Below are 21914 nucleotides of genomic sequence, written 5' to 3' on the forward strand. Positions count from 1 at the left end.
ATGACTTCGTACCTGTCCGGCTTCGGCAACGGCTTCGAGACCGAGGCCCTTCCCGGTGCCCTCCCGGTCGGCCGCAACTCGCCGCAGCGATGCGCCTACGGGTTGTACGCCGAGCAGCTGAGCGGCTCGCCGTTCACCGCCCCTCGAGCCAGCAACGAGCGTTCCTGGCTCTACCGGATCCGTCCGAGCGTCGCCCACTGGGGTGAGTTCAGCCTCGTGCCGACCGAGGCGGGCAGCCCCACGGAGGCCGTGAAGCACTGGCGCTCGGCCCCGGACGACGCCCCCAAGGTGCCGATCGCGCAAATGCGCTGGGACCCGCACCCACTGCCGGACACCGTGCGGACCACGTTCATCACCGGCATCCGCACGATCACGACCGGCGGTGACGTCGAGGCGCAGACGGGCTTCGCGAACAGCGTCTACACGATCACCGACTCGATGGTCGACGAGTACTTCTACAACGGCGACGCCGAGATGCTCTTCGTCCTCGAGCACAACGCGGTCCGGTTCTGCACCGAGTTCGGCGTCATCGACGCGGAACCCGGAGAGATCGTGGTCGTCCCCCGCGGCGTGAAGCTGCGCGTCGAGGTGCCGGAAGGTCCCGCCCGCGGCTACCTCTGCGAGAACTACGGCGGCGCCTTCACGTTGCCCGAGCGCGGCCCGATCGGCGCGAACTGCCTGGCCAACCCGCGCGACTTCCTCACGCCCGTCGCGGCGTTCGAGGACCGCGAGGTGCCCTCGACGCTCTACGTGAAGTGGGGCGGTGACCTGTGGCGGACGACGCTCGGTCACTCACCGCTCGACGTGGTCGCCTGGCACGGCAACTACGCGCCGTACAAGTACGACGTGCGACGGTTCTCGCCGGTGGGCCCGCTGCTCTTCGACCACGCGGACCCCTCGATCTTCACCGTGCTCACCTCGCCGAGCGAGACGCCGGGCACCGCCAACATCGACTTCGTCTGCTTCCCCGAGCGCTGGATGGTGGCCGAGGACACCTTCCGCCCGCCGTGGTACCACATGAACATCATGAGCGAGTTCATGGGACTCGTGTACGGCGTCTACGACGCCAAGCCCGGCGGCGGGTTCGCACCGGGTGGCATCAGCCTCCACAACTGCATGATGCCGCACGGCCCGGATGCCAAGGCGTTCGAAGCCGGCAGCACGGAGGAGATGAAGCCGGTCAAGCAGGAGGGCACTCTCGCCTTCATGTTCGAGACCCGCTTCCCCCAGCGGGTCACGGCGTACGCGGCGGAGTCACCGCAGCGCCAGCACGACTACGCGAACTGCTGGAGCGGTCTGGTCAAGCGCTTCACCCCGGAGCAGCCGTGAGCGCCCCGGCCGACCTCGACGTGACGCACGACCCGAGCCTGCGCAGCTGGGTCGCGTCGGCGGGTGAGGAGAGCGACTTCCCGCTGCAGAACCTGCCGTTCGGTGTGGTCGCACCTCGCGCGGGCGGAGCACCGCGCGGTGTCGTGCGGATCGGCGACGACGTGCTCGACCTGTCCGGGCTCGCCGGCGCGGGCCTGCTCGAGGACGAGGCGCTGGCTGCCGCAGAGGCCGCGGGCGAGCAGTCCCTCAACGCTCTCTTCGCGCTGGGCGCCGGTCCGCGGCGAGCCCTGCGGACGGCACTGCACGCGCTGCTCGTCGAGGGGTCCCCGGCTCAGGAGCAGGTCGCGGCGCTGCTCACTCCGGTGGCCGACGTCGACGTCCTGCTGCCGAGCACGATCGGCGACTACACCGACTTCTACGTCGGCATCCAGCACGCGGTCAACGTCGGCTCGATCTTCCGGCCCGACAACCCGTTGCTGCCCAACTACAAGTGGGTGCCGATCGGCTACCACGGCCGGGCGTCCAGCATCGGCGTCAGCGGCGGCACCGTCGTGCGGCCGTTCGGCCAGACGAAGCGGCCCGACGCCGACGTGCCGGCGCTCGTCCCGACCCAGCGGCTCGACCTCGAGCTGGAGCTCGGGATCTGGATCGGCCGGGGCAACGAGCTCGGCGAGCCGGTCGCCCTCGACGACGCCGAGGACCACGTCGCCGGCTTCTGCCTGCTCAACGACTGGAGCGCGCGCGACGTCCAGGCCTGGGAGTACCAGCCGCTGGGCCCGTTCCTGGCGAAGAGCTTCGCCTCGACCGTCTCGGCCTGGGTGGTGACCCCCGAGGCACTGGCGCCGTACCGGACGGGGTGGGACCGTCCCGCCGCCGACCCCGCCCCACTGCCGCACCTCGACTCCGAGGCGCACCGCGCGAGCTGCGGCTTCGACATCGACCTCGAGGTCCACCTGGTCACCGCGCGGATGCGGGCGGCGGGCGAGGAGCCCGTGCTCGTCAGCTCCTCGTCGACACGGCACATGTACTGGTCGGTGGCGCAGATGATCACCCATCACACCAGCAACGGCTGCAACCTGCGGCCCGGCGACCTGTTCGGCAGCGGCACGATCTCCGGTCCGACGCCGGGGTCGGAGGGCAGCTTCCTCGAGCTCACCCGTGGCGGAACCGAGCCCTTCACCCTGCCCAACGGCGAGAAACGGACCTTCCTGCTCGACGGCGACGAGGTCGTCCTGCGCGCTCGCGCCCACCGCGAGGGCGCTGCCCCGATCGGCTTCGGCGAGTGCCGGGCCGCCATCTCTCCCGCTCCCGGAGGTGCGCGGTGATCGACAAGGTGCTCCACGACGCGGCCGCGGCGGTGGCGGACATCCCGTCCGGCGCGAGCATCGCGGTCGGCGGCTTCGGGCTGTGCGGCATCCCGTCCGCGCTCATCGAGGCCCTGCTGGACCACGGTGCCGCCGACCTCGAGGTGGTCTCCAACAACTGCGGCGTCGACGACTGGGGCCTCGGCCGGCTGCTGCAGGCCGGCCGGCTGCGGCGCGTGGTGTCGTCGTACGTCGGCGAGAACAAGGAGTTCGCCCGCCAGTACCTCGCCGGAGAACTCGAGGTGGAGCTCACGCCGCAGGGCACGCTCGCCGAACGGATGCGCGCGGGCGGCTCCGGCATCCCCGCGTTCTTCACCGCGACCGGCGCCGGCACGCAGGTGGCCGAGGGCGGCATCCCGTGGAAGTACGACGCCGAGGGCGAGGTGGCCGTGAGTTCCCCGGCCAAGGAGACCAGGCGGTTCACGGCCGACGGCCGCGAGCGCGAGTACGTCCTGGAACAGGCGATCATCGCCGACTTCGCCCTCGTCCGCGCCAGCAAGGGCGACCGTCACGGCAACCTCGTCTTCCGGCAGGCCGCGCGCAACTTCAACCCGCTCGCGGCGATGTGCGGACGCATCACGATCGCCGAGGTCGAGGAGCTCGTCGACCCCGGCGACCTCGACCCCGACCAGATTCACACCCCTGGCGTCTTCGTCCAGCGCGTCGTCGCGCTCTCGCCGGAGGCCGCCGCCGACAAGCGCATCGAGAAGAGGACGGTCCGTTGAGCTGGACCAGGGAGCAGATGGCCGCACGCGCCGCGGCCGAACTCGAGGACGGCGAGTACGTCAACCTCGGCATCGGGCTGCCGACCCTCGTGCCGAACCACGTACCGGAGGGCGTCGAGCTGGTCCTGCAGTCGGAGAACGGCATCCTCGGCGTCGGGCCCTACCCCGACGAGGAGCACGTCGACGCGGACCTCGTCAACGCCGGCAAGGAGACGGTCACGGTGCGTCCGGGCGCGAGCTTCTTCGACTCCGCCACGTCGTTCGGCATGATCCGCGGTGGCAAGATCGACAGCGCCGTCCTCGGCGCCATGCAGGTCTCGGCGACCGGCGACATCGCCAACTGGATGATCCCCGGCAAGATGGTCAAGGGCATGGGCGGCGCGATGGATCTGGTCCACGGCGCCCGCAAGATCATCGTCCTCATGGAGCACGTCGCCAGGGACGGGTCGTTCAAGATCGTGAACGAGTGCGGCCTCCCACTGACCGGCAGGGCCGTCGTCCAGCGGATCATCACCGACCTCTGCGTCCTGGACGTGACCGCCGACGGGCTGCGGCTGGTCGAGTTGGCACCAGGGGTCACCGAGGCCGAGGTCCACGCGAAGACGGAGCCCGCCCTGCGCTGACGGCCGCTGAACGACCGTGCCGTACCGCAGGGGGCCACGAAGCGGGCGCCTCAAGTCAGAACCGCGGTTCAGCGCATGAGCCAGGGTGGATCGCGCCCGCCCGCTCGCCACCAGAACCTCATCGGCGCGCTGGTGGGGGGAGTCAGCCCCAGCCGCACGGCGTGGCCGGCGGACCTGTCGTCAGGGCGACCCGAGGTAGAGCGGAGTGGGGCCGGCGAGCGCGTTCATCGCGGCGAGCGAGCGGGTGGCGCGTTCGACGACGATCTCCAGCGAGGCCCCGATGTGCTCGTGCAGCAGGCGGTGCGCGGTCTCCAGCTGGCCCTCTGCCACCCGTTCGGCGATCTCGATGTGCTCGTCGATCGAGGTTTCGATGCGGCCGGTGATCATGAAGTCGTACATGCGGACGCGCCGGATGCGGCGGGTCACGTCCGCCAGCACCGCGACGAGCTCGGCGTTGCCGGACGAGGCGAGCAGCGCGGTGTGGAAGCGTTCGTCCTCGAGCACGAACTCCGGTGACGGCTCGGGCGGGGCGGCCCTGAGCGCGTACCAGTGCTCCAGTTCGGCGCCCAGCGCGTCGACGTCGTGCCGCACCTGCGGGTTCTCGATGCTGCGGCTGATCCCGCGCAGCTCGACCGCGATGCGCACCTCGTAGATGTCGCGGACGCGGGCCATGCTCGGCACGACGACCGAGTAACCCCACTCCTCACGGGCGAGCAGGCCGTCGCCCACGAGCCGGGTCAGGGCGTCGCGCACCGGCGTGCGCGACACCCCGAACCGCTTGGACAGGCGTGGTTCGGTCAGCCGTTCGGTGGGACCGATCCGCCCAGCCAGCACCTCGTCGCGCAGCTCCAGGTACACGCGCTCGCGGAGCGAGGTCGGGGCATGGGCGTTGGTCTCGTTCATGGGCACTGTGTAGCTGTCTCAGATGGCCATCGCAGCGCGAACGTCGGTGAGCGCTGTCTCTCCACCGGAACCGGACGAGGTGACCCGGCCGGACGCGAGCACGTAGTACGAGTGCGCGGCCGACAACGCGAAGCCCACGTGCTGTTCCACCAGCAGCACGGACAGGTCTCCGCGCCTGGTCAGGCCGAGGATGATCTCCTCGATCTCGGCGACCACCGACGGCTGGATGCCCTCGGTGGGTTCGTCGAGGATCAGCACCCGCGGCTGGGCGACCAGCGCGCGGGCGATCGCGAGCTGCTGGCGTTGCCCGCCGGAGAGCAGGCCCGCGCGGCGGCCGAGCAGCCCCCGCAGCGCCGGGAAGAGGTCCAGGGCCTCGTCGATCAACGCCCCGCCGCGCGGGCGTCCGTCGGCGACCACGCGCAGGTTCTCCATCGCGGTCATCTGCCCGAACGACTGCTGTCCCTGCGGCACGTACCCCAGACCGCGCGCGACCCGCTTGTGCGGCGCGAGCGCGGTGACGTCCTCTCCGTCGAGGAGCACCCGCCCCGACCGTGCGGGCAGGGTGCCGACCGCCGCCCGCAACAGCGTGGTCTTGCCCGCGCCGTTGTGGCCCATGATCGCGGTGACACCACCGGCCGGTACCTCGACGGTGACGCCGTGCACCACGGAGGTCCGCCCGTAGGCGACCTCCACGTCGACGAGTTGCAGCATCTACGCCCCCTCCCCCAGCACGGCCTCGGCGACGGCCTTCGAGTGCTCGCCCGGACCGAGGTAGACCTCCTGCACCCGCGGATCGGCCTGCACCTGCGCGACCGACCCCTCCGCGAGCACCTTCCCGGCGTGCAGCACGGTCACGGACGTGGCGAAGGCCCGCATGAAGTCCATGTCGTGCTCGACCACGACGACGGTCAGATCGGCGGCGATGCGTTGCAGCAGCCGCCCCGTCTCATCCTTCTCCTCGGCGCTCATACCGGCCACCGGCTCGTCGAGCATGATCAGCCGGGCGTCCTGCACCAGCACCATGCCGATCTCCAGCCACTGCTTCTGACCGTGCGACAACGTGCCGGCGAGGGCGTCCGCGAGGTCGGTGAGCCCGATCGTGTCCATCGCCTTGACGACGACTTCCGGCAGACTCGTGCGGCGCCGGGCCAGCGTGAGCAGACCACGACGCGCGCCGGCCGCGATGTCGAGGTTCTGCGCCACCGTGAGTTCCTCGAACACGGTGGCGGTCTGGAACGTGCGGCCCACGCCGAGCCGGGCGATGCGGTGCACCTTGCGGCCGACGAGGTTCTCCCCCGCCCACCGCGCCGTGCCGGTGGCGGGCACCAGTCCGGACACCGCGTCGATCAGCGTGGTCTTGCCCGCACCGTTGGGACCGATGAGGAAGCGCAGGTCGCCCGGCAGCACCGACATGTTCACGCGGTCCACCGCCACGAACCCGTCGAAGCTCACGGTCAGGTCGGTCAGTTCCAGGTAGTCGACGTTCATCGCGAGCTCCCCGAGAGCGACGGGACTCCAGCCGAATCGGCGGTGCGGGAGGGCCGCTGCCGTTCCCGCCATCCGCGCACGATCGGCCGCAGCGACGCGAGCCCGCCCGGCAGGAACGCCACGACCAGCATGAACAGCAGGCCCTGCGCGTAGGTCCAGCCCGACGGGAAGCGTTCCGACAGCGACGTCTGGGCCCAGGCCACGGCGATCGCGCCGAGCACCGGCCCGAGCAACGTGGTGCGGCCGCCGATCGCGACACCGATGAGCAGCCCGATCGACGGGACGATGCCGACGTCGTTGGGCGACACGATGCCCACGATCGGCACGAACAACGCCCCGGCCACCCCCGCCATCACCGCGGCGACGGCGTAGGCGAACGTCTTGATCGCCGCCGGGTCGTACCCGAGGAACCGCACCCGTTCCTCCGCGTCACGGCACGCCACGAGCAGCTCGCCGTAGCGGCTCACCATCAGCTGGCGCGCCACCGCGACCATCGCGAGCAGGGCGACCACGGCGATGACGTAGAGGGTCATCCGGTTCGCCGGGTCGCGCAGCGAGAACCCGAAGAACCCCTTGAAGTTGTTGAGACCCGTCGATCCACCGGTGCTGCGCGGGTTGCCGATCAGCAGGATCGCGAACGCCGCCGCGAGCGCCTGCGACAGGATCGCGAAGTACGCGCCGCGCACCCTGCGCCGGAACGTCGCGAGTCCCAGGAGGACCGCCACCGCCGCCGGCACCACCACGATCGCGATGAGCGTGACCGCGCCGGACCGGAACGGCTCCCACCAGGCGGGGACGCCGTCCGAGGAGATCAGTGCCATGAAGTCGGGCACGCCGGTGCTCGGCGGGGCGTCGGCCAGTTTCAGGTGCATCGCCATGATGTAGGCGCCGAGCCCGAAGAACACGCCCTGCCCGAGCACGAGCATCCCGCCACGCCCCCACGCCAGGCCGATGCCGACCGCGACCATGGCGTAGCAGAGGTACTTGCCCAGCAACCCGAGCCGGAACGACGAGAGCAACGCCGGTGCCACGACGAGCAGCAGGACCGCTGCGACGGCGAACCCGGCTGCCACCGCCCACCTGCTGCTGAGGAACGACTTGAGGTTCATACGAGACTCCGGGTCCGCACGACGAAGATGCCCTGGGGGCGTGCCTGGAGGAACGCCACGATGAGCACCAGCACCACGACCTTGGCGATCGACGCGGTGGTGGAGTACTCGATCCACGACTGCGCCACGCCGAGCACGAACGCCGCGATCACCGCGCCCTTGATCTGGCCGACCCCGCCGACCACGACCACGAGGAAGGCGTCGACGATGTAGTTGGTGCCGAGGTTCGACGAGATCGAGCCCATCAACGTGAGCGCCACCCCGGCGACCCCCGCCAGCCCCGAACCGACGAAGAACGTGATGCGGTCGGTGCGCCGGGTGGAGATGCCCGAGCTCTCCGCGAGCGACCGGTTCTGCACCGTGGCACGGATCCGGCGGCCCAGCGGGGTGAACGCGAGCAACGCCGACAGCACGACCACCGCCACGATCGCGAGCGCCAGGATGAACAACCGGGTCTTCGGGAACGCGACCCCGAAGACCTGCACCGGACCGGACAGCCACCCCGGAGCGGCGACGTCGACCCCGGCGGTGCCGAACACGTCGCGGGCGAGTTGTTGCAGCACCAGAGAAACACCGAAGGTGACCAGCAACGTGTCAAGTGGACGGTGGTACATCCGTCGCAGCAGCAACGCTTCCAGGGCGAGACCGAGCAGGCCGCCCACCACGAAGGCCGCGGGCAGCGACACCAGCAGCGACGACCCGGCGTCGCCGAGCAGGTTCTGCACGACGAACGCGGTGTAGGCGCCGGCCATGATGAACTCGCCGTGCGCCATGTTGATGACGCCCATCTGCCCGAACGTCAAGGCGAGGCCCAGTGCGGCCAGCAGGAGGATCGACCCTCCCGACAGGCCGTTGAACAGCTGGCTCAGCAGGATTTCCACGACATGCCTCCGTGAGATCGGAGCGGCGGGTCACCGGCCGGGTGGTCCCCGGCCGGTGACGGAGTGCGGATGCTCAGCCGGACAGGCCGGTGGCCCAGGGGTAGGACTTGAGGTAGGGGTCCGGCTCGATCGGCTTGCCCGAGGTCCAGTCGGTGTAGATCAGGCCGTCCTGGCCGATCTTGCCGATCAGCGCGGTCTTGGCGATGTGGTGGTTCTCCCCGTTGACCGTCACCTTTCCTTCGGGAGCGTCGAAGCTGACCCCGCCCGCGGCCTTCTGGATGTCCGCCACCGCGAAGGACTTCGCCTTCTCGACCATGCCCTTCCACAGGTACAACGAGGTGTAGGCGGCCTCCATCGGGTCGGAGGTGACCTTCGCCGGCCCGTAGGCGGCCTTGAAGTCGGCGACGAACTTCTTGTTCTGCGCGCTGTCGATGGTCTGGTAGTAGTTCCACGCCACCGGCTGGCCGACGATGTTGCCGACGCCGATGCCGCCGACCTCCTCCTCGGCGATCGACACCGACAGCACCGGCATCGCCTCCGCCGTCAGGCCCGCGTTCTTGTACTCCTTGAAGAACGCCACGTTCGAGTCGCCGTTGAGGGTGTTGAACACCGCGTCCGCGTCGGCCGCCTTGACCTTCGAGACGATGGTGGAGAAGTCGGTGTGCCCGAGCGGCGCGTACTCCTCGCCCTTGACCTCGATGCCGTTCGCCTTCGCGTACGCCTTGATGATCTTGTTGGCGGTCTGCGGGAAGACGTAGTCGCTGCCCACCAGGAAGAGGCTCTTGGCGCCCTTCTCCTTGAGGTAGTCGAGCGCCGGCACGATCTGCTGGTTGGTGGTGGCGCCGGTGTAGAAGATGTTCTTCGACGACTCCAGGCCCTCGTACTGCACCGGGTAGAACAGCAGGGCGTTGTTGGACTCGAAGACCGGCAGCATCGCCTTGCGCGACGACGAGGTCCAGCCGCCGAACACCGCGGCCACGCAGTCACCGCGGATCAGCTTCTCGGCCTTCTCCGCGAACTTCGTCGGCTCGGACGCGCCGTCCTCGGCAACGATCGCGAGCTGCTTCCCCGCGACACCGCCGGAAGCGTTGATCTGGTCGGCCGCGAGCTTCAGCGAGTTGTAGACGGTGTTCTCGCTGATCGCCATCGTGCCTGAACGCGAGTTGAGGAAACCGATCTTGACCGACGACCCCGAGGTGTCGACGCAGGCCGCACCTGCCCCACCGGCCGCCGGGTCGTCGGACACACGAGCACCGCAGCCGACGAGCAGTCCCATCGCCGACACCGTTGCCACGGCGACCAAGCGCCGGGCTAGTGAGATGTTCATCCGCAATGCGCCTTTCACGAAGGCCGAGGCAGCGCGGAGCTCGTCGAAAGCCGCCTCTGAGCTGCTGGATACAGGCCTGTATCCAGGGCCGGAACGCTACGTACACGATGTTGCGGCGGTGGCTGCGCGCGGTTACGGCGTCGTAGCCGAACGGCCCGGCCAGGCCTGGGCGGCGTGATCCGCCGGAAACATCAGGTCGTGAGCACCGCACGAGTCGAGGCGAGCGCGATGTGTGTTGTGCTCCGGGGTCACTGACGACCCCAGCCGCACGCGAGGGTCCTGGCCGCATCGCGTTGCGCGCCGTCCTGCCGATGCCGTTGGCGCGGGTGCCTGGCGTGTCACCATTGCTCCCCGGTTGATCGAGAAGGAGTCACCGTGACGAACCTGCCAGGGCTGAACGCGTGGCGTTTCCTCGCCTTCGGTGTGGTCGTGGGGCTGCGGGCACTGGGCCTGCTGGTCCGGATGGCGCTGCCGCACCCGCCCCGCGTCCTGGAGGCCGTCGGCCAGCTCGCCGCGAACGAACGCGACCGCGTCGGCCGGTACCTGGCGACCCCGGTCCCGCTACCGTCCACAGAGGACAGTGCCACGACCGTTCGCCGGGACGTCCGGTGGCTCGTGCTGCAGGCCACCACCGGAATCCTGGCAGGGCTGCTGCCGGTGGGGTCGGTGACCGGCGTGGTGCAGAACGTGCTCATCGCCGCGTTCTGGCCGTTCGTCCCCGAGGTCACCTCCACGTTGGGCCTGCCGGTGCGGTCGTGGAGCGACGCGGCCCTCACGCTGGCCACGGCCGCCGCGTACGGCCTGATGGGCGCCCTGTTGGTACCGCCTCTGGGCCGGTGGTACGCGAAAGTCAGCGCCGCCCGGCTGGCGCCGCCGGTGCAGTCGCTCGCCGAACGCCTCGCCGAGGTCACGGCGACACGGGCGGCCGCGTTGGACGCGCACGGCATCGAGCTGCAGCGCATCGAACGCAGCCTGCACGACGGCACCCAGAACCGCCTTGTCGCGGTGGTGATGCAGCTGGGACTGGTGGAACGAGCCCTCATGCGCGATCCCGCCGCGGCGTTGCCCTCGGTGCTCGCCGCCCAGAACGCGGCCACCGACGCGCTCGCCGAACTGCGCCAGGTGGTGCGCAGCATCTATCCGGCGGTGCTGGCCGAACGGGGTCTTTCGGAGGCGGTGGCCTCGCTGGCGGCGCAGTGCGCGATCCCGTGCACACTCGACGAACATCCGCTGCCACGGGCACCTGCGGCGGTGGAGGCGGCGGCCTACTTCGTCGTGGCCGAGGCGTTGACCAACGCCGTGAAGCACAGCGGAGCCGACCGGATCATCGTGAGCCTGCGCGGCGAGGACGGCGCACTCGTCGTGGAGGTCACCGACAACGGCCACGGCGGCGCCGATGACGGCCAGGGCACCGGCCTGCGCGGAATCCACCACCGGATCGCCGCGTTCGACGGCACGACCAAGATCGACAGCCCTTCGGGTGGCCCCACCGTCGTGCGGGTGGCGATTCCCGCGGGACCATGAGCGTGGGCATTTCGGGAAGGCCTCACCCACCCACTCCGTGCCGACCTGCGAGCCGCGGTCGAGGCCCGCGCGCAGTGGCCAGGCCTCACCGCCTCGCTGCTGGTCCACCTCGGGCCTGATGGGTCAGCGCCTGCGGTAGTGGGCGATCAAGCCGGCACCGCACAGGAGGGTGAGCACACCGAAGGTGATGCTGACGAAGCTGCCGGGACCTGCGATCGACGTCCCCGCGTTGCAGATCGCGCTCACCACGAGGGCGGTCCACAGCAGAAAACGTTGGCGTTGCTTGCTTGCGTTCGTCGCGATGTTCGTCATGCCGCAAACGCTAGTGAACAGGTGCTGTCCCGAAGATCCCCTCAGCTGCCGTGTGCGAGGTGGAGCAGGCTCCACCTTCGTGGCGCGGATGTTCAAGCTTGGCCCGTTGTCGGCCGTGCACCGGCGCTCATCTCCAGGCGTCTGGAGTTCCTGTCTTCTGAGTCTCAGGTCGCAGACTGTCTTCCCGTGCCTGCGAAAGGCCGATGCGCACGCTCACTAATGAGTAACCCACGGAGCCGAAACGATCAAGGGACTCATCCCTCCAGTAGGCGCCTTCACGTCGCCCACAGACTGTGTTAGCGTTCACATAACAGCGTGTGCCGACTCGTGTGCGGATCGGATCGGTCGCCGTTGCGCTGTTCGTGCTCGCCGTCAACGATGATGGGGTCCGCATGCGCAGTCCAGCACGCTTTCGACGTCGACAGAAAGCCTCTTCTCGGCGTAGTCGACTGATTCGCGCCATCGGCCTGGCGGTGACAGCCCCGCTACACGGCCATGCGCGACGCGCTGGCCAACACCCCCTACAGCGTCTGCAACTGACGCCAGGACAGCGTGCGGACCTGGGGCGCTGGTGTCGGCAACAGCTGGCGCACCACCGGTGACAGCGCGGATACCAAGGTGATCATCTGGTCCTGCGACGGCCAGACCAACCAGCAGAGGCCGCGCAACCCCGACGGCTCGATCACCGGTGTCCAGTCAGGACTCTGCCTCGACGTCACCGGGGGCCGGCTGTGGACGTGCAACGGCGGCAGCAACCAGCGATGGACGCTCGGACAGGAGTTGCGTGATGGACCTGCCCATCGACCGCAGGCGTTTCCTCACCGCCGCCGCGCTGACCGGGGCCGCGGCCCTGCCCGGTGGACGGCGTTCCGGTACCGCGGCGGCGGCCGTGCCGTCGCAGATCGCCCTGCCCGAGCGGGGTGTCCACGACACCAGTCCGGCCACGTCCTGGACGGACGGTTTCCTCACCGGCAACGGTGAGTACGGCGCCACGCTGTACGGAGCGCCGACGCTGGAGAAGGTGATCTTCAACTACCACCGCCTCGTGCTGCCGAACGGGTCCCGATCGCTGGTGCCGCCGGTGATTTCGGGACGTCTGCAGAGTGTCCGGGACAAGGCGCTCGCCGGTGACTACGCCGGCGCGAACCGGGACTTCGCGGCAGGCTGGTCGCTGCGCTGGACCCAGACCTACCACCCGGCGTACGAGCTGCGGATCGCCACTCCGGACATGACCACGGCCAACGACTACGGCCGCGTGACCGACTTCCGCACCGGCGAGGTCAGCACCAGCTGGACCGACGGCAACGGCACGTGGACCCGCCGAGCGTTCGTCTCCCGCACTGACCGGGTGATCGTCCACGAACTGACGCCGGCGCCCGGCCGGACGATCGACGCGACCCTGAGCGTGTACACCGCGTTGGACGGAGTGCCCGGCAACGTGGGCTTCGCGACCCGGGCCGCGGTCAGCAACGGTTCCGGCTACCTGAACCTGCGCGGCACGTATCCCGCCGGGCAGGGCGCGTTCGGCTACGAGGGCGTCACGCGCGTTGTCGCGACCGGAGGCACGGTCTCCGCCAGCGGGGCCACGATCGTCGTGTCCAGGGCGACGCGGCTGCTGCTGCTCACCAAGCTCGACCGGTACGAGACGCCGAACGCGTGGGACTCCCAGCCGCTGCACGCGGCGCTGGCCGCGGTCGACACCGACTACACCGCGCTGCGTGCACGGCACACCGCGGTCCACACCGCCTGGTACGACCGCTCGCGGCTGGACCTCAACGTCCCCGCCGCCGACCGGGGCCTGTCGGTCAGCCAGCTGATCGCCAGGCAGAACAACAACAAGAGCGTCATCGACATCGCGCTGCTGGAGCGTCTCTACGACTCGGGGCGGTACCTGTTCATCAGCTCCAGCGGGATCCTGCCGCCGCGGCTGACGGGGATCTGGACCGGCACGTGGACCGGCGCCTGGGCCGACGACTTCACCACCGACGCCAACATCAACCTCCAGGTCGCCGGCGGCAACATCCTGGACACCCCCGAAGCCATGCAGGGCTACTTCACCCTCGTCCTCGGTCAACTCGCCCAGTGGCGCACCAACGCGCGGAACCTCTACGGCGCCCGTGGTTTCCTCGCCCCGTCCCGCACCGACGGCGAGTACGGGCACATGCTGCACTTCGATGCCGGCTTCCCCGGCCAGACCTGGACCGGCGGCGCCGACTGGCTGCTCTACCCGCTCGTCGAGTACTGGGAGGTCACCGGCGACCAGGCGTTCCTGCGGGACAAGCTGGGGCCCGCGCTCATGGAACTGGCGCTCTTCTACGAGGACTTCCTGACCCGGACCGACGCGAGCGGCAAAGTCGTGTTCGTACCGTCGTTCTCGATGGAGAACGCGCCCGGCAACACCCGCGTGTTGTTCGCCGTCAACGCGACCGGCGACATCATGGCCGGCAAGCACGCGCTCCAGGCCGCCATCGCCGCGGCCAACGCGCTCGGCGTGGAGCAGGGCAGCGGCCAGGGCGTGCAGCGCTGGACGGCGTTGCTCGGGAAACTGCCCGCGTACCGGATCAACGGGGACAACGCCCTGGCGGAGTGGTCCTGGCCGAGCCTGAACGACAACTACAACCACCGGCACGTCCACCACCTGTACGGGGCCTGGCCACTGCACGAGATCACTCCCGAGACCCGGCCCGACCTGGTCGCACCCGCGTTGCGGGCACTGGAGCTGCGCGGCGACGAGAACCTCTCCGCCCACGGGAGCCTGCACCGGGCGCTGGCCGCCACCCGGCTCAAGGACGGCGGGAAGGTCTACGCCAACCTCCGCAAGATCATCGGCAACAACATGGTCTTCCGGTCGCTGATGACCTCGCACAACCCGAACCTGGAGACCTACAACGCCGACGCCGCCCACGCGATCCCCGGTGTGCTGGCCGAGGCGTTGCTCTACTCCCGGCCCGGCGTGCTGGAGATCCTCCCGGCCCTGCCCGGCCAACTGGCCAAGGGCTCCATCACCGGTGTGCGGGCGCGTGGCCAGATCCGGGTCCACCACCTCGGCTGGGACCTGTCCGCCCGCACGGCCACGCTGTCCGTGACGTCGGCGATCGACCAGGACGTCACGCTGATCAGCCGCCGCGGCATGACGTCCGTGACCACCTCCGCGCCCGTCACCGCGTCGCCGCTCGGGCCGCACGCCAGGGTCCTGTCCCTGACGGCAGGCCGGCTGGTCGATGTCACCGTCGCGCTGCAGGCCGGGTACGTGCGACTGGTCAACCGGCGCAGCGGCAAGGTTCTCGACGTCACCGGAAGCGGAACGGCCGACGGTGTCAAGGTCGTCCAGTGGACCTCGTCCGGCGGTGCCAACCAGCAGTGGCAGCTCCTGTCCAATCCGGACGGTTCAGTCCGCCTGGTGAACCGCAACAGCGGCCGGCTGCTCGAGAGCCCGAGCGGAGCCGCCCAGGGCACCCAGCTGGACCAGTGGCAGGACACCAACAGCGACAACCAGTGGTGGAAGCTCACCGGCACCGGTGACGGCTACTACCGGCTCGTCAACGTGCGCACGGGTCTGTGCGCGGACGTGGACGGCGGCTCGGCGAGCGACGGCGCCCGCGTGATCGGGTGGCCCACCAACACGGGCACCAACCAGCAGTGGCAGGTCGTCGAAGGATGACCCGACATCGCCCTGGTTTCTCCCTGCTTCTCGAAACAGCCGCGGAGCTCGATGCCGTGAACTGAGCACGCTTGTCCGCGTGCTGAAACGACATTCGAACGCCGGCTTGTCCGGCTTTCCTTCCTCGTTCGATGGATCGTCCTGCTCGTCCGGGGCGTCGGTACCCTCGTTGCCAGAAGCAAAGTCGTGCTCAGGACGAGGAGTCTCTCGGTGGATGCTGATGCCGCTCACGCACCGCCCGCCGCCTACCGGCCGGGCTACGAGCTGGTGGCGGAGCGGATCCTGCAGCTCATCGCGGAGCTGGAGTTGCGTCCCGGCGATCGCATGCCGACCGAGAACGAGCTCGCCCGGCGGATGGGGACCAGCCGGACCGTGGTCCGGGAGGCGGTGAAGATTCTTTCGGCGCTCGGCAGGGTGCACGCGCACAAGGGGCGCGGGCTCTACGTGGCCGACGACGACGGCATGCTGGGATCGTCTCGGTGGGGTGGCTTCTTCCTGCCGACCAACCTCGACCACGTCTACATGCTCTTCGAGTTCCGCCGGGTCCAGGAGACAGCGGCCGCGAGGATCGCGGCCACCCGCGCGACGCCTGCCGAGCTGCGCGCCATCGAGATCGCCGCCGAGCTGTGCCGGGAAGGGCACGTCACCGGGCAGGCGGCGTTGTTCGAGCGCGGCGACGACGACTTCCACCTGGGCATCGCGGCCGCGTCACACAACCAGTTCCTCCTCGCGGCGGTGCGCCAGGCGCGCCGCTTGCAGCGCCAGTCCAACGTCATCGGGCGGAACGGCGCGGTCGGCAGTCACACCGCGGAGGCGGTGGAGGAGCACGCCGCGATCTACCGGGCCATCCGCGAGGGGAACGAGGACGCTGCCGCCGCGGCCGCCGCCGTGCACGTCGACAGGACCCTCGAGGAGTACCGGCGGGAGATTCAGCGCCGCGTGTTCGGGTGACCGCCTGCTCAGGACCGACGTCTCGGTCAGCCCGGACGGAGCCACCCGAGCTCGGCGGCGAGCACGCCGAGCTGGAACCGCGACTGCACGCCGAGCAACGCCTGCAGGCGGGCGATGCGCCGGTACAGGGTGCGCAGGCTGACACCGAGTTCGCGGGCGATCGCGGGATCGGTCGCACCCGTTCGCATGAGCCTCAGCAGGCGCTGGGTCGCCGCCGTGGGCTCCTCGGCCACCACCACGGCGTAATCCCGGTTCGGGTGCGCCTCGGTCGGGGAGCTGATCATCGGCTGAGCTCCTCCACTGGAATCCCCTGCAGTTCGAGCAGGAGAGCACGGACTTCGGTCGCGGTGATCCTGCCGGTGTGCTCGACCGCTCGCGGTGCCACCGGATCCGAGCACAACAGCACCGGCCCGTCCGCCGCCCGGTCGGGCAGCCTGCCGTGCGTACCGCGCACGCACGAAGGGTTCAGCGGCACGACGTTCATCGTGTATCTCAGCCCGAGCTTCTTGCGGGCCAGGTTCATCCCGGCTCTGGCCTTGGCGAGCGGGTCGGCCGGGTCGAAGAACAGTTCCGCGGGGTCGTAGCCGGGTTTGCGGTGGATGTCCACGCCACGGGCGAAGTCCGGCGCGCGCTGGTCGTCGGTCCAGTAGTAGTAGGTGAACCAGGCGTCCGGCTCGGCCACCGCCACCAGTTCACCGGACCGCTCGTGGTCCAGCCCGACGGACGCCTGCGCGGCCCGGTCGTACAGCACGTCGACACCGGGAAGGTCCGCGAGGACCGCCCTCGTCCTCGGGACGTCGGCGGGATCGGCGACGTACACGTGCGCGATCTGGTGGTCGGCCACCGCGAAGGCCCGTGACGTCCACGGATCCAGGTACTCCATGCCCGCCTGGGCGTAGACCTCGAGCAGGCCCGCGGCTCGCAACGCCCGGTTGATGTCGACCGGGCGGCGCGCGTCGGTGATGCCGTACTCCGACAACGCCACGACGGTGGCGTCCGACGCGTCGGCCAGCAGAGGCGCCAGCGCCCGGTCGACGTCTGCCGCCGCCTTGACCGCCTGCGGTGAGGACGGTCCGAACCGCTGCAGGTCGTAGTCCAGGTGTGGCACGTAGACCAGCAACAGGTCGGGCCGCTTCTCGGCGAGGACCTTCCGCGCGGCGCCGATGATCCACTCGCTCGACGCCAGTGCCGCCGTGGGCCCCCAGTACTGGAAGAGCGGGAACTCGCCCAGGGCTGCGGTGAGTTCGTCGTGCAGGCCGGGTGGGCGGACGTAGCAGTCCGGCGACTTGCGCCCGTCCGCGTGGTAGATCGGCCGAGGGGTCACGGTGATGTCGGTCGAGGCTCCCATCGCGTACCACCAGCAGATGTTGGCGGCGGTGTAGCCGGGACGGGCGCGCCGCGCGGTCTCCCAGAGCTTCTCACCGCCGACGAGGCGGTTGTGCTGACGCCACAGGTGAATCTCGCCCAGGTCGCGGAAGTACCAGCCGTTGCCGACGATCCCGTGCTGTGCCGGGGTGAGGCCGGTGAGCAGCGTGGCCTGCGCGCTGCACGTCACGGCGGGCAGCACCGTGCCGAGTTCCGCCTGCCAGCCCAGCCGGGACAGATTGGGCATGTGTTTCAGGAGCGCCGGGGTCATGCCGACGACGTTGAGGACCACCAACGGTTTCACGCCGCCACCCCCGTCCGCAGGTGCCGCGCCGCCCAGCGCAGTTCCGCCGCGATGCCGTCGGCGAGATCGCCCGCACCCGGCAGCACGGTCCAGGTGTAGGTCTCCACTTCGACGTGGGTGCCGGGATCCACCGCCGCCACCGCGGCCACGAGCACGTCGGTGGTCGACGTGAGCGGTGCGGGCGGAACAGCGTGCAGCGGCACGTGGAAGTGCACGCGCCACGGGTGCTCGGCGGGCAGGGTCTCGAACGCGTCCGGAAGGTCGTCCGCCGCCAGGACACCGTCTGGGGTGTTCTCCCGGACCTGGTGCAGGTAGCGGGGTTCGCTGTACGCGGCGACCGCCCTCCTGCCCGCCGCGGTACCCGGTTCCGCCACCTCCAGCGCCGCCGACGCCTGCACCTTCACCACGTCCAGCCCCGCCGCGCGGATCGACGCGACGGTCTCGGCCGGATCGGCGAACGACACCGCGAGGTGACAGGTGTCCAGGCAGATCCCGATGTGGCCGGGATCGACGCGGCCGGCCAGCCAGCCGACCGCGTCGGCGACGGTGTCCAGCACGCAGCCCGGTTCCGGCTCGACGGCCAGCATGATCGGCCTGCCGTGCCGGTGGGTCTCGGCGCGCAGGGACAGCGTGAGCTCGGCGAGAGCCTCAGCGGCACGGTCGTCGTCGCGGCCCGTCCACGGCTCCCGCCAGGCCAGCGGCAGGGTGGAGATGCTGCCGTAGGAAGCGGAATCGGGGAGCAGCTCGGCCAGCACGGCCGCGCAGTCCACTGTGTACTGAAGGCGGCGGGGATCGGTCCACGTCGGGAAGTACACCGCGTGCTTGACCACCTCGTCGTGGAAGTCGCCGTACGGGAACGCGTTGAGCGTCGAGACCGTCAGTCCTCTGCTCGCCAGCTCGGCACGGAACTGCCGCCGTGCGGTGCCGTCCTCCGCGAGTCCTCGTGCGACCGGCGCGGGCAGCCACAGCCCCAACGGGAGCGTGTCCGCCTCCAGCGCCTCCCGCACCCGGACCGCGTACCGGTCGAGCTGGGTCAGGATGCCCGCGAGGTCGGGAGCCGGGTGGACGTTGGTGCAGTAGGCGATCACCGTTCACCCCGCAGCACCGAGCTGCCGGTGGCCGCGTCGACCGCGCCCGCCGCCACCGCTTCGAGCGCCAGCCTGCCGCTCTGGCCGTAGAACTCGACCGGGTTGCGCCACAACACGGTGTCCACATCGGACTCTTCGAAACCGGCGTCCAGCATCGCCAGCCCGGTCTTGCGGGTCTTCAGCGGATCGGACCGGCCCCAGTCGGCGGCGGAGTTGACCAGCATCCGCTCGGTGCCATACTCGGCGAGCAGCGCCACCATCCGCTCCTCGTCCATCTTGGTGTCCGGGTAGACGGAGAACCCCATCCAGCAGCCCGCGTCCGCCACCATCTTCACGGTGGTCTCGTTGAGGTGGTCGACCAGGACGCGGTGCGGTGCCAGGCCGGACTCGCGGACCACGTCCAGCGTCCGCTGCGTGCCCGCCTGCTTGTCGCGGTGCGGGGTGTGCACGAGGACCGGCAGGTCGTGCCGCAGCGCGAGCTCCAGCTGGCGCGCGAACGCGTCGTCCTCCTCCGGCGTCATCGAGTCGTATCCGACCTCGCCGACCGCGACCACGCCGTCCTTGGCCAAGTAGCGCGGCAGGACGTCCAGCACCTCGGCACACCGGGGGTCGTTGGCCTCCTTGGGGTTCAGGGCGAGCGCGCAGTGGTGTGCGATGCCGAACTGGGCGGCGCGGAACCGCTCCCACCCGAGCAGGCTGTCGAAGTAGTCGACGAACGACCCGACGTTCGTCCGCGGCTGGCCGAGCCAGAACGCGGGCTCGACCAGCGCTCGCACGCCGGCGTCGCGCATGGCCTCGTAGTCGTCGGTGGTGCGGGACGTCATGTGGATGTGCGGGTCGAAGATGCGCATCACGATGCCTTTCCGAGCAGGGCGAGAGCGTCGGCGGGCACCGGACGGCCGGCCGCGCGGCGTTCGTCGGCGAACGCGGCCACCATGCGCAGCAGCTCCGCGTCCGAGTGCCGGTCGAGACCGTCGACCACGGTCAGCGGGATGCCCATGAACAGGCACTTGAGCACACCGTGCCGCCACGCGTGCCGGCCGAGGTGCCGGGTGGCGAACGGGCCGAGCGCCGCCGCGACCAGGTCGGTCTCGTTGCTGCGCAAGGCGTCCTCGACCAACGCGACCCCGGCTGCCGGAGCACGGTCGCCCATCTCGGCCAGTCCGCGCAGGACACCTCGCCGTTCCGCGGAGGTGCCGTACCGGTAGAGCCTCGTGACGCCGTCGACCGGATCGTCGGACACGTCGGCGAACGCGGTCAGCAGGCGGACCCGTGCGGCGTCCTGTCCCGCTCCCACCGCCCTTCCCGCCGCGGGGAAGAGGGTGTCGATCACGCCGGGGTCGGCGCGGACCGCCCGTTCCGCGTCGGCCAGCCACCGCGCCGCGCGCAACGCTCGCAGTGCCCGCGCCGCCACGTCCGGTGCGGCGTGGCTGTGCCGTGGCAGCTCCACCGCGGCGACGCCGGTGTAGCCGATGTCCGTCAGCGCGGCGAGCGTGGCGGGCAGGTCCAGTTGTCCCTCACCGAACTCCAGGTGCTCGTGCACTCGCGGCAGCATGTCGTCGAGCTGCACGTTGACGAGAAGGTCGCCCGCCTGCCTGATGCACGCCGCCGCGTCCTGCGGCTCGACCGCGACGCAGTGCCCGACGTCGAGGGTGATCCGCAGCAGGTCCGGGTTCCCGAGCTCGGCTCGCAGCCGCAGTGCCTGGTCGAGCCGTTCCACGACCATGCCCGGCTCCGGCTCCAGTCCTATCGGGACGGACGGCCCGCTCTCCAGCACCGCGGCGACGCCCGACTTCAGGTGATCCCAGGCGTCCGCCGATCCCACTCCGGACCAGAACGACACGCAGTCCGCGCCGAGGGCCACCGCGATCTGCTTGGCACGCATCAGGAAATCGATCCGCACCTCCTGGTCCGAGCTGACCAGGGTCGGGTGGTGCTTGCGGCGCGGGTCGAGCAGGTACCGCGCGCCGGTCTCCACGACGACGCGCAGCCCCAGTTCGTGCAGGCGAGCGGCCAGCCGGTCGGTCTGCTTGACGACGTCGGCGGCGAACGGGTCCAGGTGGTGGTGGTCGAGGGTGAGCGCCACCGCGGTGTAGCCGAGATCGGCGATCACGGCGAGCGCGTCGTCGAGCCGGTGGTTGGCGAACCCGTTGGTGCCGTAGCCGAGGTCGAACGTCATGTCGGACTCACCTTCCTGCTCAACGCACGAGCCAGCGGCAGCACGAGCGGCAGCGCGGCGCCGTGCTCGGCCAGCGCGGACTGGAGCAGCACCATGCCGTGGATGCCCTCCTTCGTCGCGGCGCGGACGGACTCGGCCGACGGCTGCCGGACCACCTGCCACTGCGCGCGCCCCACCGTGACCGCGTAGCCCAGCGCCCCCACGATCCCGGTGAACCGCCGGGTGGACGCGCCGGCCGCGACCGCCGTCAGCACCGTGCCCGCCAGCACCGCTTTCGCCGTGCGGGGCGACGTGCCGTGCACCTCGCCTCGCGACAACACCGTCACACCGAGGGTGTGCGCGGCCATCAGTCCTGCGGGCAGGACGGCCCGGCCGCCCAGCAGGACGTCGAACGCCCGGCAGGCGGCCATGGCGAACGGCCCGGCGGGCGTGGCCTTCAGCACGGTGTCGTAGGCCCACACCGCCGAAGCGAGCGGCAGTGCGTTGCGCCCGGCCGCCGCGGCGAGACCGACACCGAGCGCGGTGAGTCCGGCCGCGGTGGCCAGGGCCGCCTCCGGGCTGATCCGGCCGGACGGGATCGGCCGTTCCGGCCGTTCGGCCGCGTCCAGGTCGCGGTCGGCCCAGTCGTTGAGCGCCATTCCCGCCCAGTACAACGACACGGACGCCAGCGGTAGCAACAAGCGCTTGCCCCGCAACGGTTTTCCTGCCCCGACCAGCGTGTCGCCCAGCACCGTGAGCGCCGCCGGCGCCCGCACCAGGTCCACGTACGCCTTCAACATCC

The 21914-nt window shown here is 70.4% G+C and carries 20 protein-coding genes and 1 pseudogene; 8 read left to right on the forward strand and 13 right to left on the reverse strand.

Features of this window, described 5'->3' with window-relative positions:
• From hmgA to AOM45_RS47270, 4 genes are read left to right on the forward strand one after another with little or no spacing between them, the layout of a single operon-like run.
• Nucleotides 1-1329, forward strand: coding sequence for a homogentisate 1,2-dioxygenase (gene hmgA, locus AOM45_RS47255; RefSeq protein ID WP_030473992.1), 1329 nt, complete (start codon nt 1-3; stop codon nt 1327-1329).
• Nucleotides 1326-2654 (forward strand): fumarylacetoacetase, encoded by a 1329-nt coding sequence (gene fahA, locus AOM45_RS47260; protein WP_030473991.1) that lies wholly within the window; start codon nt 1326-1328, stop codon nt 2652-2654. Before hmgA ends, fahA begins: the two co-directional genes overlap by 4 nt.
• Nucleotides 2651-3418 (forward strand): CoA transferase subunit A, encoded by a 768-nt coding sequence (locus AOM45_RS47265; RefSeq protein WP_201780202.1) that lies wholly within the window; start codon nt 2651-2653, stop codon nt 3416-3418. The genes fahA and AOM45_RS47265 overlap by 4 nt, the downstream gene beginning before the upstream one ends.
• Nucleotides 3415-4041 carry a CoA transferase subunit B gene (locus AOM45_RS47270; protein ID WP_030473989.1) on the forward strand — a complete coding sequence of 209 codons (627 nt, stop codon included), beginning with the start codon at nt 3415-3417 and terminating at the stop codon, nt 4039-4041. Before AOM45_RS47265 ends, AOM45_RS47270 begins: the two co-directional genes overlap by 4 nt.
• Nucleotides 4042-4221: 180 nt before the next feature.
• Here the strand turns inward: AOM45_RS47270 and AOM45_RS47275 are convergent, their stop codons facing one another.
• The 6 genes from AOM45_RS47275 to urtA form a co-directional block, all read right to left on the reverse strand.
• The gene (locus AOM45_RS47275) at nt 4222-4944 is read right to left on the reverse strand and encodes a GntR family transcriptional regulator (protein ID WP_030473988.1); all 723 of its coding nucleotides are present in this window, start codon (nt 4942-4944) and stop codon (nt 4222-4224) included.
• Nucleotides 4945-4962: 18 nt separating this feature from the next.
• Nucleotides 4963-5655 carry an urea ABC transporter ATP-binding subunit UrtE gene (gene urtE, locus AOM45_RS47280; RefSeq protein ID WP_030473987.1) on the reverse strand — a complete coding sequence of 231 codons (693 nt, stop codon included), beginning with the start codon at nt 5653-5655 and terminating at the stop codon, nt 4963-4965.
• Nucleotides 5656-6432 carry an urea ABC transporter ATP-binding protein UrtD gene (urtD, locus tag AOM45_RS47285; RefSeq protein WP_051784820.1) on the reverse strand — a complete coding sequence of 259 codons (777 nt, stop codon included), beginning with the start codon at nt 6430-6432 and terminating at the stop codon, nt 5656-5658.
• Nucleotides 6429-7541 (reverse strand): urea ABC transporter permease subunit UrtC, encoded by a 1113-nt coding sequence (gene urtC / locus AOM45_RS47290; protein ID WP_030473985.1) that lies wholly within the window; start codon nt 7539-7541, stop codon nt 6429-6431. The genes urtD and urtC overlap by 4 nt, the downstream gene beginning before the upstream one ends.
• Nucleotides 7538-8422, reverse strand: coding sequence for an urea ABC transporter permease subunit UrtB (urtB, locus tag AOM45_RS47295; protein ID WP_030473984.1), 885 nt, complete (start codon nt 8420-8422; stop codon nt 7538-7540). Before urtB ends, urtC begins: the two co-directional genes overlap by 4 nt.
• A 73-nt stretch (nt 8423-8495) precedes the next feature.
• Entirely contained in the window at nt 8496-9749 is a 1254-nt protein-coding gene (gene urtA / locus AOM45_RS47300; RefSeq protein WP_030473983.1) for an urea ABC transporter substrate-binding protein, read from the reverse strand.
• A 375-nt stretch (nt 9750-10124) separates the two neighbouring features.
• Between urtA and AOM45_RS47305 the strand changes: the two genes are divergently transcribed.
• Nucleotides 10125-11273, forward strand: a complete 1149-nt coding sequence (locus AOM45_RS47305) for a sensor histidine kinase (protein ID WP_030473982.1) — start codon at nt 10125-10127, stop codon at nt 11271-11273.
• A gap of 123 nt (nt 11274-11396) precedes the next feature.
• Here AOM45_RS47305 and AOM45_RS47310 read toward each other — a convergent pair whose 3' ends face one another.
• Nucleotides 11397-11585, reverse strand: a complete 189-nt coding sequence (locus AOM45_RS47310) for a hypothetical protein (protein WP_030473981.1) — start codon at nt 11583-11585, stop codon at nt 11397-11399.
• A gap of 618 nt (nt 11586-12203) precedes the next feature.
• On the opposite strand from AOM45_RS47310, the pseudogene AOM45_RS53365 reads away from it, so the two are divergent.
• From AOM45_RS53365 to AOM45_RS47320, 3 genes and pseudogenes are all read left to right on the forward strand, one after another.
• A pseudogene (locus AOM45_RS53365) lies at nt 12204-12299 on the forward strand (hypothetical protein); the annotation flags it as partial.
• Between the two features lie 73 nt (nt 12300-12372).
• Nucleotides 12373-15246 (forward strand): glycosyl hydrolase family 95 catalytic domain-containing protein, encoded by a 2874-nt coding sequence (locus AOM45_RS47315; protein ID WP_030473980.1) that lies wholly within the window; start codon nt 12373-12375, stop codon nt 15244-15246.
• A gap of 210 nt (nt 15247-15456) precedes the next feature.
• Nucleotides 15457-16197: a FadR/GntR family transcriptional regulator gene (locus tag AOM45_RS47320; protein ID WP_236704093.1), complete on the forward strand. Its 741-nt coding sequence runs from the start codon at nt 15457-15459 to the stop codon at nt 16195-16197.
• Between the two features lie 26 nt (nt 16198-16223).
• Here the strand turns inward: AOM45_RS47320 and AOM45_RS47325 are convergent, their stop codons facing one another.
• From AOM45_RS47325 to AOM45_RS47350, 6 genes are read right to left on the reverse strand one after another with little or no spacing between them, the layout of a single operon-like run.
• A complete protein-coding gene (locus AOM45_RS47325) occupies nt 16224-16481 on the reverse strand; it encodes a helix-turn-helix domain-containing protein (protein ID WP_030473978.1) in 258 nt (85 codons plus the stop codon).
• Nucleotides 16478-17866 (reverse strand): alkaline phosphatase family protein, encoded by a 1389-nt coding sequence (locus AOM45_RS47330; RefSeq protein ID WP_030473977.1) that lies wholly within the window; start codon nt 17864-17866, stop codon nt 16478-16480. The genes AOM45_RS47325 and AOM45_RS47330 overlap by 4 nt, the downstream gene beginning before the upstream one ends.
• On the reverse strand, nt 17863-18954 hold the full coding sequence (gene eboE, locus AOM45_RS47335) for a metabolite traffic protein EboE (protein ID WP_030473976.1): 1092 nt from the start codon (nt 18952-18954) through the stop codon (nt 17863-17865). The genes AOM45_RS47330 and eboE overlap by 4 nt, the downstream gene beginning before the upstream one ends.
• The gene (locus AOM45_RS47340; protein WP_030473975.1) at nt 18951-19805 is read right to left on the reverse strand and encodes a TatD family hydrolase; all 855 of its coding nucleotides are present in this window, start codon (nt 19803-19805) and stop codon (nt 18951-18953) included. The genes eboE and AOM45_RS47340 overlap by 4 nt, the downstream gene beginning before the upstream one ends.
• Nucleotides 19805-21133: an EboA domain-containing protein gene (locus AOM45_RS47345; RefSeq protein WP_030473974.1), complete on the reverse strand. Its 1329-nt coding sequence runs from the start codon at nt 21131-21133 to the stop codon at nt 19805-19807. Before AOM45_RS47345 ends, AOM45_RS47340 begins: the two co-directional genes overlap by 1 nt.
• Nucleotides 21130-21909 (reverse strand): SCO3242 family prenyltransferase, encoded by a 780-nt coding sequence (locus AOM45_RS47350; protein WP_030473973.1) that lies wholly within the window; start codon nt 21907-21909, stop codon nt 21130-21132. The genes AOM45_RS47345 and AOM45_RS47350 overlap by 4 nt, the downstream gene beginning before the upstream one ends.
• Between the last annotated feature and the right edge of the window lie 5 nt (nt 21910-21914).

This window comes from Lentzea aerocolonigenes (genome assembly GCF_000974445.1).
Taxonomy (GTDB): Bacteria; Actinomycetota; Actinomycetes; order Mycobacteriales; family Pseudonocardiaceae; genus Lentzea; species Lentzea aerocolonigenes.

Bases quoted from the DNA above. Each gene is read 5' to 3' on its own strand.
- hmgA (WP_030473992.1), top strand. From the start codon at position 1: ATGACTTCGTACCTGTCCGGCTTCGGCAACGGCTTCGAGACCGAGGCC.
- AOM45_RS47275 (WP_030473988.1), bottom strand. From the start codon at position 4,944: ATGAACGAGACCAACGCCCATGCCCCGACCTCGCTCCGCGAGCGCGTG.
- urtE (WP_030473987.1), bottom strand. From the start codon at position 5,655: ATGCTGCAACTCGTCGACGTGGAGGTCGCCTACGGGCGGACCTCCGTG.
- urtD (WP_051784820.1), bottom strand. From the start codon at position 6,432: ATGAACGTCGACTACCTGGAACTGACCGACCTGACCGTGAGCTTCGAC.
- urtC (WP_030473985.1), bottom strand. From the start codon at position 7,541: ATGAACCTCAAGTCGTTCCTCAGCAGCAGGTGGGCGGTGGCAGCCGGG.
- urtA (WP_030473983.1), bottom strand. From the start codon at position 9,749: ATGAACATCTCACTAGCCCGGCGCTTGGTCGCCGTGGCAACGGTGTCG.
- AOM45_RS47310 (WP_030473981.1), bottom strand. From the start codon at position 11,585: ATGACGAACATCGCGACGAACGCAAGCAAGCAACGCCAACGTTTTCTG.
- AOM45_RS47315 (WP_030473980.1), top strand. From the start codon at position 12,373: ATGGACCTGCCCATCGACCGCAGGCGTTTCCTCACCGCCGCCGCGCTG.
- AOM45_RS47325 (WP_030473978.1), bottom strand. From the start codon at position 16,481: ATGATCAGCTCCCCGACCGAGGCGCACCCGAACCGGGATTACGCCGTG.
- AOM45_RS47340 (WP_030473975.1), bottom strand. From the start codon at position 19,805: ATGCGCATCTTCGACCCGCACATCCACATGACGTCCCGCACCACCGAC.
- AOM45_RS47345 (WP_030473974.1), bottom strand. From the start codon at position 21,133: ATGACGTTCGACCTCGGCTACGGCACCAACGGGTTCGCCAACCACCGG.